This window comes from Acuticoccus mangrovi (assembly GCF_016411865.1).
Taxonomy (GTDB): Bacteria; Pseudomonadota; Alphaproteobacteria; order Rhizobiales; family Amorphaceae; genus Acuticoccus; species Acuticoccus mangrovi.
Genome location: NZ_JAEKJA010000015.1, coordinates 138626 through 155716, shown reverse-complemented (window position 1 = coordinate 155716; position 17091 = coordinate 138626). Strand labels below are relative to the sequence as shown.

Sequence of the window (17091 nt, the reverse complement as noted above, 5' to 3'; positions counted from 1 at the left end):
GCACCTGAGCTTCGACGGATCCGGCGTTCAGGCGAGGGCGGAGACGATCGCCGCCGGCACCGGCACGCGCCACGGGGCGGTGCTGCCGAACTCGCGGCGTACGGTGGCGGCGACGGCCTCGCGGATCGCGGCCCGCCGCTCGGCGGACTGCGGCCGCAGCAGCGCCGCGCCCCGCACCGTGCCATCGATGAAGTAGTCGAACGGCGCCGCCGGGTCCTCCACCTGCCAGGCGCTCTCCACCACGGCGATCTCCGGGGTGCGGAAGCCGGCCTCCCGAAGCGCCGGAAACGCGCGCTCGGGATCGGCGAAGGTGTGGGCGTCGGGACCGGGCGGCAGAGCGACGGACGGATCGCCATGGTCGCGCACGGCGCCGTAGACGCAGCCGAACGCGCCCGCGCTGCCGACGTCGCGCCAGGCCGACAGCACGATGCGCCCGCCGGGCCGCAGCACCCGGTTCGCTTCGGCGAGCGTCACTGCCGCGTCGGGCACATGGGGAATGCCGAAGCCGATGGTGACGACGTCGAAGCCGTCGTCGGCGAAGGGAAGGCGCATAGCGTCGCCGCGCACGAGCGTGACCGAGGGAACGCGCACGGCGGTCATCGCCAGCATCGCCGCGGAGAAGTCGAGGGCGGTGACCCGGGCTCCCGCCGCAAGGAGCCCCTCGGCGACGATCCCGTGGCCGCAGCACAGATCGAGCGCCTTGGAGCCCGGGCGCGCGCCACTGGCACGGATCATTTCGGGGACGCACTGGGCGGAGGCGGCGGCGAAGCCCTCGGCATAGGAGCGGGCGGTGTCGGCATCCCACCAGCCGTCACGTTCGAGCCGGGCGAAGGCGGCGTAGTCGCTCATCGGGTTCCCTCGTCGGTTGTCCCGCCGGCGGCGTGCGCAGTTCTCAATCGGACGAGTGGTCCGCGGCCGTCGGCGGCAAGCGCCTCAGCGGACCTGCGCCCACTGGGTGGGGGTCGGTGCGCGGCTGCGGCTCGACACGCGGCGCTTCTCGGCGAAGTCGAGCTTGTGGTGCACCACGCGGGCGTAGGCGTAGCGGATCTTGTCGGCGATCTTGGGGTCGGCGGCGGCCGCCGCGGCGAGACGGCGGGTGATCTCCTTCACCGGCGCCATCCCCGTCTTGCCCGACAGCGACAGGAGGGCGATGTCGCCGCCCGCCTCGACCATCTTGAGCGCCGCCTCCTCGGGCGACCAGCGGGCCGACACCGCGTCCATCGCGAGATCGTCGGAGACGACCAGACCGCCGTAGCAGAGGGTGTCGCGCAGGAACACGTCGATGGCGTTGGGCGACAGCGACGCTGGCAACCCACCGGGCCCGGACAGGCCGTCGAGATCGAGGTGGCCGATCATCACCATGTCCACCTCGTGGCGGCGGATGAGCTCGCGGAACGGCACCATCTCGCGCCGCGACCAGGTCGCGTTGAGGTCGATCGCGCCCTCGTGGCTGTCGGCGGTGGAGGAGCCGTGGCCGGGAAAGTGCTTCAGCGCCGTGCCGATGCCGGCCTCGTGGTGCGCCTCGATGAAGGCTTCGGCATAGGCGATCACGGCCTTGGGCTCGGCGCCATAGGCGCGGCCGAAGCGGGCGATGACCGGATTGTCGGGGTTCACCTCCAGATCCACCACCGGCCCGAAATTGGTGGTGAAGCCGAGGTCGGCGAGATTGTCGGCCATCGCGAGATAGGCACCGCGCGCCTCGGCGGGGCTCGTCGTGGCGATGTCGCGGGCGGACGGGGTCGCCGGCGCACCCTCGCTGGGCTTCACCCGCATCACCGCGCCGCCTTCCTGGTCGATCGCGATCATCGCGGGAAGGTCGGGATGAGCGTCGGTGAAGAGGGCGTTCACCGCCCGCACGTCGGCCGCCGAGCCCACGTTGTGGCGGAAATAGAGGACACCGCCGATGCTGCCGTCGGCGATCTCCCGGGCCGCGAGGGCGACGCCCGGGTCCTTCACCGTCTTGCCGGAGAAGCTGATGACGAGAAGCTGGCCGATCATCTCCTCGATCGGCACCTCGCGCAGGCTGCGGGGAAGAGCGGCCCAGGCGAGCTCCGGGCTCGTCGGGATGCAGCCGGCCGCGAAGGTCGCCACGAGACCGGGCTTCGGGTGGGGCAGGGGCTGGTAGTCGTCCGACCGGATGATGAGGCCGTCGATGGGCGGAAAGGGAATCCGCGCCTGCGCCATGGCGGCGCCGGCGGTCGCGAGCGAGAGTGCGACGGCCACGAGGCTTCGAAGGCTGCTCCGGCGTGTCGTCCCGCGCATCGGCTCGCTCCCATGGTCTGCCGAGGCTGCCGCCCCACCGCTCAAATCGTTAACGAACAGAGTTAATATAATCTTAACGACAAGCGATGGCCGAACAAGCTGCGGCGGCCTATTCCGCCGCGGCGCGACCTCGCTCCGATTGATAGCGGTGGCGGGGGCGGGCCTTCAACCTCAGCTCCTTCAATTCCTGCCGAGCGCGCGGCGCGTTGCGGAACGCCTGGTCCCGGCCGGCATAATATTGCGGCGGGCAGTCGACGTCGGCGACGCCGTAGTCGGCGGCCGCGAGGAGGGTGAAGGCGGGGCTGACGAGGTGCGGGCGGGCGAGGGCGACGAGGTCGGCCCGGCCGGCGGCGAGGATAGTGTTCACCTGGTCGGCGGAGGTGATGGCGCCGACGGCGAGCGTCGCGACGCCGGCCTCGGCGCGCACCTGCTCGGCGAAGGGCGTCTGGAACATGCGGCCGAAGATGGGCTTCGCCTCCGGCACGGTCTGGCCGCTGGAGACGTCGACGAGGTCCACCCCGTGCGCCACGAACGCCTTGGCGATCTCCACCGTGTCGTCGCCGGTGATGCCGCCCTCCGCCCAGTCCGTCGCCGAGAGGCGCACCGACATGGGCTTTTCCTGCGGCCACACCCCGCGCACCGCGTCGAACACCTCGAGCGGAAAGCGCAGGCGGTTCTCGATGCTGCCGCCGTAGGCGTCGGTGCGGTGGTTGGTGAGCGGGGAGAGGAAGCTCGCGAGGAGATAGCCGTGGGCGCAGTGCACCTCGATCATGTCGACGCCGAGGCGCGCGCACCGCTCCGCCGCCTGGACGAAGCTCGCCGTGACGGCGTCCATGTCGGCCCGCGTCATCTCGCGCGGCACCGGCGAGTGGGGGAAATAGGGGATCGGGGAGGGGGCGATCGTCTCCCACGCTCCCTCGTCGAGGGGCTGGTCGATCCCGTCCCACATCAGCTTCGTGGCGCCCTTGCGGCCCGAGTGGCCGATCTGGAAGCACAGCCTGGTGCTCGAATGGGCGCGGGCGAAGTCCACCACGCGCCGCCATGCGGCTTCCTGCGCGTCGGTATAGAGGCCGCTGCAGCCCGGGGTGATGCGGCCCTCCGCCGAGACGCAGATCATCTCCGTGTAGAGGAGGCCCGCCCCGCCCATCGCGCGGGCGCCGTAGTGGACGAGGTGGAAGTCCTGCGGCACGCCGTCGACGGCGGAGTAGGTGTCCATCGGCGAGACGACGGCGCGGTTGGCGAGCACCATGTCGCGCAGGCGCAAGGGCTGGAACATCGGCGGCTTCGGGTGCTCGACGTCGACGTCGAAGCCCGCCGCCCGCACGCCGCGGGCGAAGGTGCGGGCGACGTCCTCCACGAACTCCGGCGCGCGCAGCTCCAGATTGTCGTAGGTGATCGCCTTGGCGCGGGTCATCAGGCCAAACGCGAACTGCACCGGGTCCATGTCCCAATAGCGCCCCAGCCGCTCGAACCACACGAGGGAGACGTCGGCCGAATGCTGCGTCTTCTCCACCTCCTCGCGGCGCCCGGTCTCGAAGGCGGCGAGGGCGGTCGCGACGTCGCGATGGCGGGCGAGGGCGTCGTTGAGGGCGATGGAGTCCTCCATGGCGAGCTTGGTGCCGGAGCCGATGGAGAAGTGGGCCGTCGCCTTGGCGTCGCCGAGGAGGACGATGTTGCCGATGGTCCAGCGCTCATTGCGGATCATCGGGAAGTTGCGCCACATGGAGCGGTTGATGAGGAGCGGATGCCCGTCGAGCGCTTCGGCGAACACTCCCTCCAGATAGCGCGCGCTCTCCGCTTCGCTCATCCGGCCGAGCCCGGCGCGCTCGAAGGTCTCGGGGTCCGTCTCCATCACCCAGGTGGAGGCGCCCGGCTCGTACTGATAGGCGTGGGCGATGAAGAGGCCGTCGTCGTTCTTCTCGAAGAAGAAGGAGAAGGCGTCGAGCGGGCGGGTCGAGCCCATCCACGAGAAGTGGTTGGGGCGCAGGTCGGTCGACGGCTTGAAGTGCTCGATGAAGTGCTGGCGCACGATCGAGTTGATGCCGTCCGCGGCGACCACCAGGTCGCACTCCTCTGACAGCGTCAGGATCTCGTCGATCGACAGGTCGGTGCCGTTGACGATCTCGACGCCGAGCTCGGAGGCGCGGTAATTCAACAGCTCCAGCAGCGTCTTGCGCGAGCAGCCGCAGAAGCCGTTGCCGCCGATGCGGTAGCGGCTGCCCTTGAAGTTCACCTCAACGTCGTCCCAGTAGGCGAAGCGGCTCGTGATGAGGCGGTAGCTCTCGGCGTCGTGCGCCTCGAAGTTCTGCAAGGTCTCGTCAGAGAACACCACGCCGAAGCCGAACGTGTCGGACGGGCGGTTGCGCTCGAAGACGCGGATCTCCGCCTTCGGATCGGTCTGCTTGTAGAGGATCGAGAAATAAAGGCCGGCCGGGCCGCCGCCGATCACCGCAATGCGCATCGCCATTCTCCCGTTGACGCCATTATTTTAGGCTTGAAGTAACTTCCCGACAAGCGCACATTGGCGCCATGGACGGGCATGTATTGATCACGGGCGGTGGTACCGGGCTCGGCCGCGCGGTGGCGGCGACGCTCGGGCCCACCTATTGCACATCCCTTCTGGGGCGGCGGCTCGGTCCGCTCGAGGCGGCCGCCGGCGACCTCCCCAGCGCGGCGGCCTTCGCCGCCGACGTCACCGATGCTACCGCGCTCGCCGCCGCCGTGAAAGCGGCCGAGGCCCGCTTCGGTCCCGTCACCGTGCTCGTCGCCGCCGCCGGAGCGTCGGACACCGCCCCCATCGTCAAGACCGAGCCGGAGCTGCTCGCCCGCCTCTTCGAGGTCAACGTGGCGGGCGTGCTCGCCGCGATCCGCCTGGTGCTGCCGGGGATGCTGGAGCGCAGGTTCGGCCGCATCGTCGCCATCGCCTCCACCGCGGCATTGAAGGGCTACGCCTATGCCGGCGCCTACGCGGCGACCAAACACGCCGTTCTGGGCCTGATCCGCTCGCTGGCGCTCGAGACGGCGAAGACGGGGGTGACCGCCAACGCCGTCTGCCCCGGCTTCGCCGACACGGAGATGACCGCGACGAGCGTCGCCCGGATCATGGCGAAGACCGGCCGCAGCGAGGCCGACGCCCGCGCCGCGCTCGCCGCCACGAGCCCCATGGGCCGCCTCGTCGCACCGGAGGAGGTCGCCGACGCGGTGCGCTGGCTCGTCGGGCCGGGCGCGGCGGCGGTCACGGGGCAGGCGATCGTGGTCGCCGGTGGAGAGGTGATGTGATGGACGCGGTCAATCGCGCCGTCGTCGAAGCGCGCGACGAGGCGGATGCGCTGCGGCTTTGGCTGCGCCTCTTCGCCACCGCCAACCGCGTCGAGGGCGAGCTGTCGCGCCGCCTGCGCTCGGAGTTCTCGATGACCCTGCCGCGCTTCGATCTGATGGCGCAGCTCGCCAAGGCCCCGGAGCCGATCGCCCTCGGCGAGCTGTCGCGCCGCCTGATGGTGACGAACGGCAACGTGACGGGCCTCGTCGACCGCCTGGTGGACGACGGCCTCGTGGAGCGCCGCGTCGCCAAGGAGGACCGTCGCTCGGCCGTGGTCTCGCTGACCTCGGCGGGGCGGGCGCTGTTCGACACCATGGCGAAAGCCCATCGGGGCTGGGTCGAGGGGCTGTTCGCCGGGCTCGACGACGCCTCGCGCGCCGCTCTGTCGACGTTGTTGAAGGAAGCGCGCACCAGCGTCGAGGAGGCCACGTGAGCGACCGCTTCATGATCACCCTGCCGCTCGCCGACTACCGGCCGCAGCATTTCGCGCTGAAGGTCGAGGGCAAGGTGGCGACGATCACCCTCGACCGCCCCGAGCGCAAGAACCCGCTGACCTTCGAGAGCTACGCGGAGCTGCGCGACACCTTCCGCGCCCTCCGCCACGAGGACAGGGTGAAGGCGGTGGTGCTGACGGGCGCCGGCGGCAACTTCTGCTCCGGCGGCGACGTGTTCGAGATCATCGAACCGCTCCTCGAGCGCGACACCAAGGGCCTCCTCGACTTCACCCAGATGACCGGCGACACGGTGAAGGCGATGCGGGCGTGTCCGCAGCCCATCGTGGCGGCCGTCGAGGGCGTGTGCGTCGGCGCCGGGGCGATCCTCGCCATGGCCTCCGACATCCGCTTCGGCACCGCCGACGCCAAGGTCGCCTTCCTCTTCAACCGTGTCGGCCTTGCCGGGTGCGACATGGGGGCGTGCGCGATCCTGCCGCGTATCATCGGTCAGGGGCGGGCCTCCGAGCTTCTCTTCACCGGCCGCGTGATGGGTGGGGAGGAGGCCGAGCGCTGGGGCTTCTTCAACCGCCTCGTCGCCGCCGATGCGCTCGTCGAGGAGGCCGAGGCGATGGCCCGCCGGCTCGCCGACGGACCCACCTTCGCCAACGGCATCACCAAGAAGATGCTGCACATGGAGTGGGCGATGGGGGTGGACGAGGCGATCGACCAGGAGGCCGTCGCCCAGGCGCTCTGCATGCAGACCGAGGACTACCACCGCGCCTTCCACGCCTTCGCCAACAAGTCGAAGCCGGTCTTCGAGGGGAACTGATGGCCGACCCTCTCGCCGAGACGCTGTCGTGGCCCTTCTTCGAGGAGCGCCACCGCGCCTTCGCCGAAGAGATCGCCCGATGGGCCGGCGCCCACGCCGCAAGCCTCACCGACGAGGGCGACGTCGACGCCTCCTGCCGCCGCCTCGTCGTCGCGATGGGGGAGGCGGGGCTTCTCGCCCCCGCCGTCGCCGAGCCGCACGACGTGCGCACCCTCTGCCTCGCCCGCGACACGCTCGCCCGCCACTCCGGCCTCGCCGACTTCGCCTTCGCGATGCAGGGTCTCGGCGCCGGCCCCATCGCGCTCGCCGGCACCGCCGAGCAGAAGGCGCGCTATCTCCCCCGTGTCGCGGCCGGCGAGGCGGTGGCGGCCTTCGCCCTCACCGAGCCGAAGTCGGGCTCCGACGTCGCCGCCATCGAGCTCGCCGCCCGCGTCGAGGGCGACGGCGTGATCCTCGACGGCGAGAAGACCTGGATCTCGAACGGCGGCATCGCCGACTTCTACGTGGTGTTCGCCCGCACCGGCGAAGGTGCGGGGGCGAAGGGCCTCTCCGCCTTCGTGGTCGATGCCGACACGCCGGGGCTCTCGGTCGTCGAGCGGCTCGAGGTGATCGCGCCCCATCCCCTCGCGCGCCTCTCCTTCGAGGGGTGCCGTGTGCCGCTCGCGAACCGCATCGGCGCGCCGGGCCGCGGCTTCGGCCTCGCGATGGCGACGCTCGACGTGTTCCGCTCCACCGTCGGCGCGGCGGCGCTGGGCTTCGCGCGGGCGGCCCTCGCGGCGACGCTCACCCGCGCCCACACGCGTCACCTCTTCGGCGCGCCGATGGGCGACCTGCCGCTCGCCCAGGCGGCCATCGCCGAGATGGCGCTCGGCGTCGATGCGGCCGCGCTTCTCGTCTATCGCGCCGCCTGGACGCGTGACCGAGGCGCGCCTCGCGTCACCCGCGAAGCTTCGATGGCCAAGCTCTTCGCCACCGAGACGGCGCAGACGGTCATCGACCAGGCCGTGCAGCTCCACGGCGGCGACGGCGTGCGCACTGGCACCCTCGTCGAACACCTCTACCGCGAGATCCGCGCTCTGCGCATCTACGAAGGAGCCTCGGAAGTGCAGAAGATCGTCATTGCCCGTCAAGTGCTCGCGGCGAGCGTGCCGGAGGACGCCGCCCGATGACCCACTCCGCCCATGTCGATACCTTCGCGCGCGACAACCTGCCGTCGCCGACAGCCCAGCCGACCTTTCTGAACCTCGAGAAGCTCGACTATCCGACGCATCTCAACTGCGCCGTGGAGCTGATCGACCGCCACGTGAGCGAGGGGCGGGGCGAGCACGTCGCGCTCGTCGGCGAGGGCGTGGAGTGGACCTATGCCGAGCTGCAGAAGGTCGTGAACCGCATCGCCAACATCCTGGTGGCGGAAGGGATGGTGCCGGGCAACCGGGTGCTCTTGCGCTCGGCCAACAACCCGATGATGGCGGCGATCTACTTCGCCATCATCAAGGCCGGCGGGATCGTGGTCGCGACGATGCCGCTGCTGCGCGCCAAGGAGCTCGGCGTGATGATCGACAAGGCGCATATCGGCCTCGCGATCACCGACGAGAAGCTGAAGGACGAGATGGAGAAGGCCGTCGCCGGGCGCGACTGCAAGATGCTGACCTTCGACACGGCCGGCCACTTCACCGCGCTCGCCGTCGCGAGCGACGAGTTCGAGGCCTGCGACACGGCGGCCGACGATGTCTGCCTCATCGGCTTCACCTCCGGCACGACCGGGGTGCCGAAGGGCACCATGCACTACCATCGCGACATGCTGGCGATCTGCGACTGCTACGCCCATCACCTGCTGCGCGCCTCGCCCGACGATCGCTTCATCGGCTCGCCGCCGCTCGCCTTCACCTTCGGCCTCGGCGGACTGGTGCTGTTTCCCTGGCGCATCGGCGGCACCTCGATCCTCCTCGAGAAGGCCTCGCCCGACGACCTCCTCGCCGCCATCAAGAAATATCGGGCGACGGTGATGTTCACGGCGCCGACCGCCTATCGGGCGATGCTGCACAAGCTCGCCGAGCACGACATCTCCACCCTGCGCAAGTGCGTGTCGGCCGGCGAGGCGCTGCCCAAGGCGACCTTCGACGCCTGGTATGCGGCGACCGGCATCAAGATCACCGAGGGGATCGGCGCGACGGAGATGCTGCACATCTTCATCGGCTCCTCGGAGGAGACGGTGCGGCCGGGGGCGACGGGCCTGCCGGTGCCGCATTACGAGGCCAAGGTGATCGACGAGACGGGGGCGGAGTGCCCGCCGGGCGTGCCGGGCCGCCTCGCCGTGCGTGGGCCCACCGGGTGCCGCTATCTCGCCGACCCGCGCCAGCACGACTACGTCCTCGAAGGATGGAACGTCACAGGTGATACCTACATCCGCGACGAGGACGGCTACTTCTGGTATCAGGCCCGTTCCGACGACATGATCATCTCGTCGGGCTACAACATTGCGGGACCGGAGGTGGAGGGCGGCCTTCTCACTCATCCGGCCGTGGCGGAGGCGGGCGTCGTGGGCGCTCCCGACCCGGATCGCGGCCAGATCGTGAAAGCCTACGTGGTCCTGAAGGAGGGGCACGAGGGCGATGCGGCGATGGTGAAGGCACTTCAGGACCACGTGAAGGCGGAGCTCGCGCCCTACAAATATCCCCGCGCCGTGGACTTCGTGGACGCGCTGCCGCGCACGGAGACGGGCAAGCTGCAGCGGTTCGCACTGCGGACCAGGGCGGCCGAGGAGGCCGGCGGATGAGCGCACTCCTTCGCGCCGTCCAGCCCGAGGGATGGCCCAATCCCGTCGGCTATGCCAACGGCATGGTGACGGACGGACCCCTCGTCCATGTCGGCGGCCAGATCGGCTGGCGGCCGGACGGAAGCTTCCCGGACACCTTTCTCGGTCAGGTGGAGCAGGCGCTCGTGAACGTCGTCGCCGTGGTGGAGGCGGCGGGCGGGCGCGCCGACACCATCGCCCGTCTGACCTGGTACGTGACCGACATCGAGGCCTACCGTGCGGGCCTCGCCGATCTCGGGCCGGTCTATCGTAGGGTGATGGGGCGCCACTTTCCGGCGATGGCCCTGGTGAAGGTGGTGGAACTCGTGGAGCGCGAAGCCATGGTGGAGATCGAAGCCGTCGCGGTGGTGGAGGCTGCGGCGTGAGTGGGCCGACGCTCGGGTGGACACCGCGTCAGCGGCCGCCCCGCAAGCCGCTGGAGGGCCGCTTCATCCGCCTCGAGCCGCTCGACCCGGCCCGCCATGCCGCCGACCAGTTCGCCGCCCACCGCGCCGGCGATCCCAAGGGGCTGTTGTGGGCGCATCTGCCCTATGGCCCCTTCGATACGCTGGAGGACTACACCGAGCATCTGGCGCGTCAGGCGGCGAGCGAGGATCCGCTGTTCTTCGCGCTCGTGTCCAAGGACGACGGCAAGGCCGGCGGGGTGATGAGCCTGATGCGCATCAGCCCCGAGCACGGCGTCGCGGAGGTGGGCCACATCTGCCTCGCCCCCGGCATGCGGCGCACGCCGGGCGGCACCGAGGCGATCCGTCTCTTCGGCGGCCTCTTATTCGACGAGCTCGGCTATCGCCGCTTCGAGTGGAAGTGCGACAACGCCAACCAGGCGTCGCGCCGCGCCGCCTCCCGCTTCGGCTTCGCCTTCGAAGGCGTCTTCCGCCAGCACATGGTGGTGAAGGACCGCAACCGCGACACCGCCTGGTTCGCGATGACGGACGCCGACTGGCCGCGCCTCAGAAGCGCCATGGACGCCTGGCTGTCGCCGGACAATTTCGATGCGCGCGGCCACCAGCGGCAAAGTCTCGAGGCGCTTCAGGCCGCCGCCCACGGCGACCGCGAGCGCCCGACGGGCGTCGTCCTTTAGCAGGGCGGCGCGGCCGAATGGGGGAAGGGCTCAGCCGAACACCAGGCCGGGCAGCCACAGCGACACGGCCGGCACGTAGGTGGTGAGGAGAAGGGCGACGAGGATGGCGATGTAGAACGGCCAGATCGTCGCCACCGCCTTCTCGATCCGCACCCCGCCGATGGCGCAGCCCACGAAGAGGCAGGCGCCGACGGGCGGCGTGCAGAGGCCGAGGCCGAGATTCATCATCAGCAGAATGCCGAACTGGATCGGGTCGAGCCCGATCTGGGTGGCGATCGGCAGGAAGATCGGCGTCGTGATGAGGATCAGCGCCGCCATGTCCATGACCATGCCGGCGACGAGCAGCATCACGTTGATGAGGAGGAGGAGGACGATGGGGTTGTCCGAGATCGTCAGCATCAGCTCGGCGAGGCGGGTCGGCACCGAGTAGAAGGCGAGCATGTAGGCGAACGCCGTGGCGCAGCCGACGAGGATCATCACGAGCCCCGTCGTCTTGGCCGCGCGGGTGACGGCGGCGACGAAGCCCGCCCACGTCAGCTCGCGGTAGACGAGGAGCGTCACGAGGAGCGCGTAGATCGCCCCGATGGCACCCGATTCGGTGACGGTGAAGATGCCGGAAAGCACGCCGCCCACGATGATGACGGCGGTGAAGAGGCCCGGGATCGAGACGAGGGCGGCGACGAGCACCGCGCGCACGCCCGGGAACGGCTCGGCGCGATAGCCGTGGCGCAGCGCCACGAGCCACGCCGCGACCGCGAGGCAGAGGCACATCAAGATCCCCGGCACGACGCCGGCGAGGAACAGCTTGGAGATCGAGATGCCGCCGCCCGCCGCCACGGCGAAGAGGATCATGTTGTGCGACGGGGGGATCACGATGCCGGCGATCGAAGAGGTGACGGTCACGTTGACCGCATAATCCGCCCGGTAGCCCTCCCGCTTCATGACGGGGATGAGGATGGTGCCGAGCGCGGAGGTGTCGGCGACGGCGGAGCCGGAGATGCCGCCGAACAGCATCGAGGAGAGCACGTTGACGACGCCGAGCCCGCCGCGCACGTGGCCCACGAGCGCGGTGGCGAAGCGCACGAGGCGCTGGGCGATGCCGCCGTGAAGCATCAGCTCGCCGGCGAAGATGAAGAAGGGGATGGCGAGCAGCGAGAAGGCCGACACCCCCTGCGCCACGCGGCGGAACATGGTGGTGGCGGGAAAGTCGGCCTGCACGAAGGCCGCGAGCGCCGCGACCCCCATCGCGAAGGCCACGGGCATGCCGATGAAGAGGCCCACGGCGAACACGCCGAGGAGCAGGATGAGACCTGTTTCCATTCAGACCGCCGGGTCGCCGTCGCTGCCGGACGGTGTGGTGCGCGGCAGGCCGACGAGCATCTTGAGGGCATGGATGGCGGAGAACACGGCGATGCCGAACCCGCCGACGAGGAGGGGAAGGTGGCGCACGCCCTCCGGGATCTGGAGGAGGGGGATCGGGCGCGACCAGGTGTTGACGGTGTTCTCGTAGGAGGCGAGCGCCATCCAGGCGCCGAACCCGGCGAGGACCACGTGGCAGACGAAGCGCATGACGCGCTCCACCGGCGGGGGAAAGCTCTCGCGCACGAAGGCGATCGACAGGTGCTCCTCGCTGCGCGTGGCGGCGGCCGCCACGCCGAAGGTGACGACGAGCATCAAGACGAGGCTCGTCGCCTCCACCCAGGTCGGCGACCGGTTGAGGACGTAGCGGCCGAACACCAGCCACCCCGCCATCGGCACCAGCGCGAAGAGCGCCACGGCCGCCACGAACAGGAATGCCCGCGCGAGGAGCGCCCCGATGCGGTCGATGAAGGCGATCATCGCGGCGCCCCCGGGTCGGACCGTTCCTTCCGGCCTAGTCCTGCGCCGCCTTCACCTTCTCGATGAGCGGGGCCATGTCGGGATTGTCCGCCAGGAACTTGTCGTAGACGGGCTGCATCAGCTGTTGGAAGGCGGCCTTGTCCTCGATCTCGATGATCTCGACGCCCGAGGCGAGCACCTTCGCCTTGGAGACCTCCTCGCGCTTGGCCCACTCATCGCGCTGCAGCTCGGCGGCCTCCCGGCCGATCTCCTTCAAGAGCGCCTGCTGCTCCGCCGACAGGCTGTCGAAGAGATCCTTGTTGATGCACAGGCACTCGGGAAGGATGAGGTGCTGGGAGTTCGAATAGAACTTCGCCGCCTCGTAGTGGCCGGAGGATTCGTAGGAGGGATAGTTGTTCTCCGCCCCGTCGATGACGCCGGTCTGGAGCGCCTGGAACACGTCGGCATAGGGCATCGGCGTGGCGTTGCCGCCGAGCTGGGCGATCATGTCGACGTAGAGCTCGTTGCCCATGACGCGGAACTTCTGGCCCGTGATGTCGGACGGCGAGTGGATCAGCTTCTCGCGGTGGTAGAAGGAGCGCGCGCCGGAATCGAAATAGCCGAGCGGCTCCAGCCCGATCTTGCGCAGCCCGTCGGCCATCTCCTCGCCCACCGGGCCGTCCATGACCTTGTGCATGGAGGGCACGTCCTTGAAGATGAAGGGCAGCGAGGTGATGTTGACCTCCGGCGCGATGGCGCCGAGCGGGCCGAAGTTGAACACCGCCCAGTCGAGCGCGCCCTCGCGCACCTGCTCGATGGCGTCGGGCTGGTCGCCGAGCACGCCGGAGTGGAACACCTTCGCGGTCAGCTCACCGTTGGAGCGCTCTTTCAGTTGTTCGGCAAAATATTCCATGCCGGTGGAGACGGGATATTCCGGCGGGTGAACGTTCCACCCCCGCCATTCGCGAGCTTCGGCCGAGGAGATGACAGCCGCTACGGCCGCCGCGAGCGCGACGATCTTGAGCTTCATGAATGTCCTCCCATGACGCCATTCTTGGCGTTCTTTGTTGTCGACGCCGTTCGTGGCGTTCTTGGTTGTTGTCGCGGGCGCTCTGTCGGCACCCTGCGAGAGGACAATGACTGTTTCCCGATGGGGCTTCAACCGGTTTGGATGGCCGGCAGCGCGATCGGGAGGATTCCCCGTGCCCTGCCGGATAGGCAGGAAATCCGCCGGCCGAGGCCGCCGAACACCGCGCCGCCGAGCCCATCGAACACGGTGACGTCCATCGGCTTCTGCTCGCCGACGCCGAACACCCGCTTGTAGCGCTCGATCTCGGCGAGGGGGCCCGTCGCCTTCCGCGGATTGTCGGAGAGCTTCACTGTGGGCCGCCCGTTGGCCGACACCGCCTTGCACACGAGGCTGAAGGGGGCGAGGGCGTCGTCCTTCACGAGGCCGCGGAAGTCGTTGGTGAGGAGGGTGCCCCAGCCGAACGACACGCGGACGCGCTCGCGGAACGCCTCGTAGAGGTCGATCATCGTGTCGACGTCGAGGCCGTCGGAGAAGATGACGCGCTTCTCGCGCGGGTCTTCGCCGCGCTCCTTCCACCACTTGATGGCGGTCTCGGCGCCGACGACGGGGTCGCCGGAGTCGATCCGCACCCCCGTCCACCCGGCGAGCCAGTCCGGCGCGCGCCGCAGGAAGCCTTCGGTGCCGTAGGTGTCGGGCAGGATGATCCTCAGATTGCCCTCGTGCTCCTCGTGCCAGTCGGCGAGGACGCGATAGGGCGCTTCGGCGAGTTCCTCGTCGGTCTCGGCGAGGGCGGCGTAGACCATCGGCAGCTCGTGGGCGTTGGTGCCGATCGCCTCCACCTCGCGCCGCATGGCGATGAGGCAGTTGGAGGTGCCGGTGAAGGAGGCGCCGAGGCCTTCCATCATCGCCTGCACGCACCAGTCCTGCCACAGGAAGGAGTGGCGGCGGCGGGTGCCGAAATCGGCGATGGTGAGGCCGGGATGGGCGCGTAGCCGCTCCACCTTCTCCCACAGCTTGGTCATGGCGCGGGCGTAGAGCACCTGGAGCTCGAAGCGGCCCATGTCGCGCATCACGGCGCGCGAGCGCAGCTCCATCAGGATGGCGAGGGCCGGCACCTCCCACAGCATCACCTCCGGCCACGGGCCTTCGAAGGTGAGCTCATATTGCCCGTCGCGCTTTTCGAGGTGATAGGGCGGTAGCCGCAGCGCCTCGAGCCAGGCCATGAAATCGGGCCGGAACATCTGGCGCTTGCCGTAGAAGGTATTGCCGCGCAGGAAGGTGCTCTCGCCGCGCGATAGGGACAGCGAGCGCACGTTGTCGAGCTGCTCGCGCAACTCGCCCTCGTCGACGAGGTCGGCGAGGCGCACGCTCTTGCTGCGGTTGATCAGCGAGAAGGCGACCCGAGTGTCGGGCTTGTTGTGGAAGACCGACTGGCACATCAGGAGCTTGTAGAAGTCCGTGTCGATCAGCGAGCGAACGATCGGATCGATCTTCCACTTGTGGTTCCACACGCGTGTCGCGATGTCGACCATGCTTCCTCCCGGCGCCGTCTCCCGCCCCCCTTAGCCGATCCTTTCGTGCGAGTCCCGTCTGCCGCGGTCGGCGTCCGCCGGGTGCCCTCGGGCGAGCCCGGTCGCCTCGGGCGTCGTGCGCGCCGTTCTCGTCGACGGCCGCGAGGCGCCCCCGCGGCAGATCGCTCAGCGGGTCGCGAGGCGTCCGGTCAGGCGGCGGCGCGGGTGCGGGCGAGGGCGCACTGCGACCACAGCTCGCTGAGGGCGTGGCAGAGGTGCTCGATGTCCGCGTCGGTGTGGACCGGGGAGGGGGTGATGCGCAGCCGCTCGGTGCCCTTCGCCACGGTGGGATAATTGATGGGCTGGACGTAGATGCCGTACTGGTCGAGCAGCAGGTCGCTGATCCATTTGCACTTCGCGGCATCGTTCACCATCACCGGGACGATGTGGCTCGGATTGTCCATCAGCGGGATGCCGATGGCCTTGAGCCGCGCGCGCACCTTCGCCACCACGGCCTGATGCGCCTCGCGCTCGGCCGACGAGGTCTTCAGGTGCTCGATCGACGCGCGCGCCCCCGCCGCCACCGCCGGCGGCAGCGCCGTGGTGAAGATGAAGCCGGACGCGAAGGAGCGCACGAAGTCGCACAGCGCCGTGGAGGCGGCAATGTAGCCGCCGACCACACCGAACGCCTTGCCGAGCGTGCCCTCGATCACCGTGAGGCGGTCCATCAGCCCCTCGCGCTCGGCGATGCCGCCGCCGCGCGGGCCGTAGAGGCCGACGGCGTGGACCTCGTCGAGATAGGTCATGGCGCCGTGCTTTTCGGCGACATCACAGATCTCGGCGATGGGAGCGATGTCGCCGTCCATCGAATAGACCGACTCGAAGGCGACGAGTTTGGGGCGGTCCGGGTCGACGGCGGCGAGGCGACGGTCGAGGTCCTCGGGGTCGTTGTGGGCGAAGATGTGACGCTCGGCGCGGGAGTGGCGGATGCCCTCGATCATCGAGGCGTGGTTCATCGCGTCGGAGAAGACGGCGCAGTCGGGGAGCTTGCCGGCGAGGGTTCCGAGGGCCGCCCAGTTGGAGACGTAGCCGGAGGTGAAGAGGAGGGCGGACGGCTTGCCGTGGAGATCGGCGAGCGAGCGCTCCAGCTCGACGTGGTAGTGGTTGGTGCCGGAGATGTTGCGCGTGCCGCCGGCGCCGGCGCCGCACTTGTCGATCGCCTCGTGCATCGCGGCGATCACCTTGGGGTTCTGGCCCATGCCGAGATAGTCGTTGGAGCACCACACCGTCACGTCGGACGGACCGTCGCCGCTGTGATGTCGTCGCGCGCGCGGGAAGGCGCCGCGATGCCGCTCCAGATCGGCGAACACGCGGTAGCGGCCCTCGTTGCGCAAGGCGTCAAGGCTATCGGCGAAGTGCTTCTCGTAGTCCATCGTCATCCCCGTCTCCCTGGACCTAGAGTTAGACGTGTTCGCCCCTGAGGCCAAGTGCATTGGGGGAATACAAAAGTGGGATTGCCTGCACCTTGAGCACGGCTGGCGCGAGGGGCGGCGCGATGCCGTCCGATTTGCGGCAAGTCCAAGGCGCCGCGCGCCATTCGGCCGCAGTGGGCGAGGCGGGACGGGGTAAAACTCAAATTAGAATTATTATGATATAGATCGATCTATGAAATTGAATTATTCTAATTTTGATCCATCCCCGATGAGGTCCGCAATGCCCACCACCCTGATCGACGAGGCTCGGCGCACCCGGCGTTGTGGGCACCGGGCGCCCGCGTTCCCGCTGCCGGGCTCGGCCGGCCGGCGGGTGGAGAAGGCGTCGGTGCGCTACCGCGCCACGCCCCATGGCGACCAGCTCTGCGGCGGCTGCGCCTTCTGGCTGGGGCCGGAGGCGATGTCCGGGCTCTGCTCCATGGTGGAAGGGCGCGTCGCCGCCGGCGCCTGGTGCGCGATCTGGGCGCCGCGCTGACGCGACCGCCGCGCCGCCAGGGGC

At 69.5% G+C, this 17091-nt stretch carries 16 protein-coding genes; 8 read left to right on the top strand and 8 right to left on the bottom strand.

Features of this window, described 5'->3' with window-relative positions; translation table 11 throughout:
* Positions 1 to 27: 27 nt before the first annotated feature.
* The 3 genes from JCR33_RS17210 to JCR33_RS17200 form a co-directional block, all read right to left on the bottom strand.
* A complete protein-coding gene (locus JCR33_RS17210; RefSeq protein WP_198883350.1) occupies positions 28 to 849 on the bottom strand; it encodes a methyltransferase domain-containing protein in 822 nt (273 codons plus the stop codon).
* 84 nt (positions 850 to 933) lie between these two features.
* The gene (locus JCR33_RS17205; RefSeq protein ID WP_198883349.1) at positions 934 to 2223 is read right to left on the bottom strand and encodes a glycoside hydrolase family 3 N-terminal domain-containing protein; all 1290 of its coding nucleotides are present in this window, start codon (positions 2221 to 2223) and stop codon (positions 934 to 936) included.
* A gap of 148 nt (positions 2224 to 2371) precedes the next feature.
* A complete protein-coding gene (locus JCR33_RS17200; protein ID WP_198883348.1) occupies positions 2372 to 4723 on the bottom strand; it encodes a bifunctional salicylyl-CoA 5-hydroxylase/oxidoreductase in 2352 nt (783 codons plus the stop codon).
* Positions 4724 to 4791: 68 nt separating this feature from the next.
* Here JCR33_RS17200 and JCR33_RS17195 point away from each other — a divergent pair, with 68 nt between their 5' ends.
* Genes JCR33_RS17195 through JCR33_RS17165 form a run of 7 tightly spaced genes read left to right on the top strand, consistent with a single transcriptional unit; the run spans position 4792 to position 10740 of the window.
* A complete protein-coding gene (locus JCR33_RS17195; RefSeq protein ID WP_198883347.1) occupies positions 4792 to 5541 on the top strand; it encodes an SDR family NAD(P)-dependent oxidoreductase in 750 nt (249 codons plus the stop codon).
* Positions 5541 to 6014 (top strand): MarR family winged helix-turn-helix transcriptional regulator, encoded by a 474-nt coding sequence (locus tag JCR33_RS17190; protein ID WP_198883346.1) that lies wholly within the window; start codon positions 5541 to 5543, stop codon positions 6012 to 6014. The genes JCR33_RS17195 and JCR33_RS17190 overlap by 1 nt, the downstream gene beginning before the upstream one ends.
* 11 nt (positions 6015 to 6025) lie before the next feature.
* Positions 6026 to 6844 carry an enoyl-CoA hydratase family protein gene (locus tag JCR33_RS17185; protein WP_198883388.1) on the top strand — a complete coding sequence of 273 codons (819 nt, stop codon included), beginning with the start codon at positions 6026 to 6028 and terminating at the stop codon, positions 6842 to 6844.
* Positions 6844 to 8013, top strand: a complete 1170-nt coding sequence (locus JCR33_RS17180) for an acyl-CoA dehydrogenase family protein (RefSeq protein ID WP_198883345.1) — start codon at positions 6844 to 6846, stop codon at positions 8011 to 8013. Before JCR33_RS17185 ends, JCR33_RS17180 begins: the two co-directional genes overlap by 1 nt.
* Positions 8010 to 9620 carry an AMP-binding protein gene (locus JCR33_RS17175; RefSeq protein WP_198883344.1) on the top strand — a complete coding sequence of 537 codons (1611 nt, stop codon included), beginning with the start codon at positions 8010 to 8012 and terminating at the stop codon, positions 9618 to 9620. The genes JCR33_RS17180 and JCR33_RS17175 overlap by 4 nt, the downstream gene beginning before the upstream one ends.
* A complete protein-coding gene (locus JCR33_RS17170; protein WP_198883343.1) occupies positions 9617 to 10024 on the top strand; it encodes a RidA family protein in 408 nt (135 codons plus the stop codon). The genes JCR33_RS17175 and JCR33_RS17170 overlap by 4 nt, the downstream gene beginning before the upstream one ends.
* Positions 10021 to 10740 carry a GNAT family N-acetyltransferase gene (locus JCR33_RS17165; RefSeq protein WP_198883342.1) on the top strand — a complete coding sequence of 240 codons (720 nt, stop codon included), beginning with the start codon at positions 10021 to 10023 and terminating at the stop codon, positions 10738 to 10740. Before JCR33_RS17170 ends, JCR33_RS17165 begins: the two co-directional genes overlap by 4 nt.
* Before the next feature lie 30 nt (positions 10741 to 10770).
* Here the strand turns inward: JCR33_RS17165 and JCR33_RS17160 are convergent, their stop codons facing one another.
* The 5 genes from JCR33_RS17160 to hemA form a co-directional block, all read right to left on the bottom strand.
* The gene (locus tag JCR33_RS17160; RefSeq protein WP_198883341.1) at positions 10771 to 12060 is read right to left on the bottom strand and encodes a TRAP transporter large permease; all 1290 of its coding nucleotides are present in this window, start codon (positions 12058 to 12060) and stop codon (positions 10771 to 10773) included.
* Entirely contained in the window at positions 12061 to 12579 is a 519-nt protein-coding gene (locus JCR33_RS17155) for a TRAP transporter small permease (RefSeq protein WP_198883340.1), read from the bottom strand. It abuts the gene before it with no gap.
* A gap of 34 nt (positions 12580 to 12613) precedes the next feature.
* A complete protein-coding gene (locus JCR33_RS17150) occupies positions 12614 to 13588 on the bottom strand; it encodes a TRAP transporter substrate-binding protein (RefSeq protein ID WP_198883339.1) in 975 nt (324 codons plus the stop codon).
* A 128-nt stretch (positions 13589 to 13716) separates the two neighbouring features.
* Positions 13717 to 15120: a nicotinate phosphoribosyltransferase gene (pncB, locus tag JCR33_RS17145; protein WP_198883338.1), complete on the bottom strand. Its 1404-nt coding sequence runs from the start codon at positions 15118 to 15120 to the stop codon at positions 13717 to 13719.
* Between the two features lie 188 nt (positions 15121 to 15308).
* A complete protein-coding gene (hemA, locus tag JCR33_RS17140) occupies positions 15309 to 16532 on the bottom strand; it encodes a 5-aminolevulinate synthase (protein WP_198883387.1) in 1224 nt (407 codons plus the stop codon).
* A gap of 280 nt (positions 16533 to 16812) precedes the next feature.
* On the opposite strand from hemA, the gene JCR33_RS17135 reads away from it, so the two are divergent.
* Positions 16813 to 17067, top strand: coding sequence for a high-potential iron-sulfur protein (locus JCR33_RS17135; RefSeq protein ID WP_198883337.1), 255 nt, complete (start codon positions 16813 to 16815; stop codon positions 17065 to 17067).
* The last annotated feature ends 24 nt before the right edge of the window (positions 17068 to 17091 follow it).

Excerpts from the sequence above, each read along its gene's own strand:
- JCR33_RS17210 (WP_198883350.1), bottom strand. The coding sequence starts at position 849 with ATGAGCGACTACGCCGCCTTCGCCCGGCTCGAACGTGACGGCTGGTGG.
- JCR33_RS17200 (WP_198883348.1), bottom strand. The coding sequence starts at position 4,723 with ATGCGCATTGCGGTGATCGGCGGCGGCCCGGCCGGCCTTTATTTCTCG.
- JCR33_RS17195 (WP_198883347.1), top strand. The coding sequence starts at position 4,792 with ATGGACGGGCATGTATTGATCACGGGCGGTGGTACCGGGCTCGGCCGC.
- JCR33_RS17190 (WP_198883346.1), top strand. The coding sequence starts at position 5,541 with ATGGACGCGGTCAATCGCGCCGTCGTCGAAGCGCGCGACGAGGCGGAT.
- JCR33_RS17185 (WP_198883388.1), top strand. The coding sequence starts at position 6,026 with ATGATCACCCTGCCGCTCGCCGACTACCGGCCGCAGCATTTCGCGCTG.
- JCR33_RS17180 (WP_198883345.1), top strand. The coding sequence starts at position 6,844 with ATGGCCGACCCTCTCGCCGAGACGCTGTCGTGGCCCTTCTTCGAGGAG.
- JCR33_RS17175 (WP_198883344.1), top strand. The coding sequence starts at position 8,010 with ATGACCCACTCCGCCCATGTCGATACCTTCGCGCGCGACAACCTGCCG.
- JCR33_RS17170 (WP_198883343.1), top strand. The coding sequence starts at position 9,617 with ATGAGCGCACTCCTTCGCGCCGTCCAGCCCGAGGGATGGCCCAATCCC.
- JCR33_RS17160 (WP_198883341.1), bottom strand. The coding sequence starts at position 12,060 with ATGGAAACAGGTCTCATCCTGCTCCTCGGCGTGTTCGCCGTGGGCCTC.
- JCR33_RS17155 (WP_198883340.1), bottom strand. The coding sequence starts at position 12,579 with ATGATCGCCTTCATCGACCGCATCGGGGCGCTCCTCGCGCGGGCATTC.
- JCR33_RS17150 (WP_198883339.1), bottom strand. The coding sequence starts at position 13,588 with ATGAAGCTCAAGATCGTCGCGCTCGCGGCGGCCGTAGCGGCTGTCATC.
- pncB (WP_198883338.1), bottom strand. The coding sequence starts at position 15,120 with ATGGTCGACATCGCGACACGCGTGTGGAACCACAAGTGGAAGATCGAT.
- hemA (WP_198883387.1), bottom strand. The coding sequence starts at position 16,532 with ATGGACTACGAGAAGCACTTCGCCGATAGCCTTGACGCCTTGCGCAAC.
- JCR33_RS17135 (WP_198883337.1), top strand. The coding sequence starts at position 16,813 with ATGCCCACCACCCTGATCGACGAGGCTCGGCGCACCCGGCGTTGTGGG.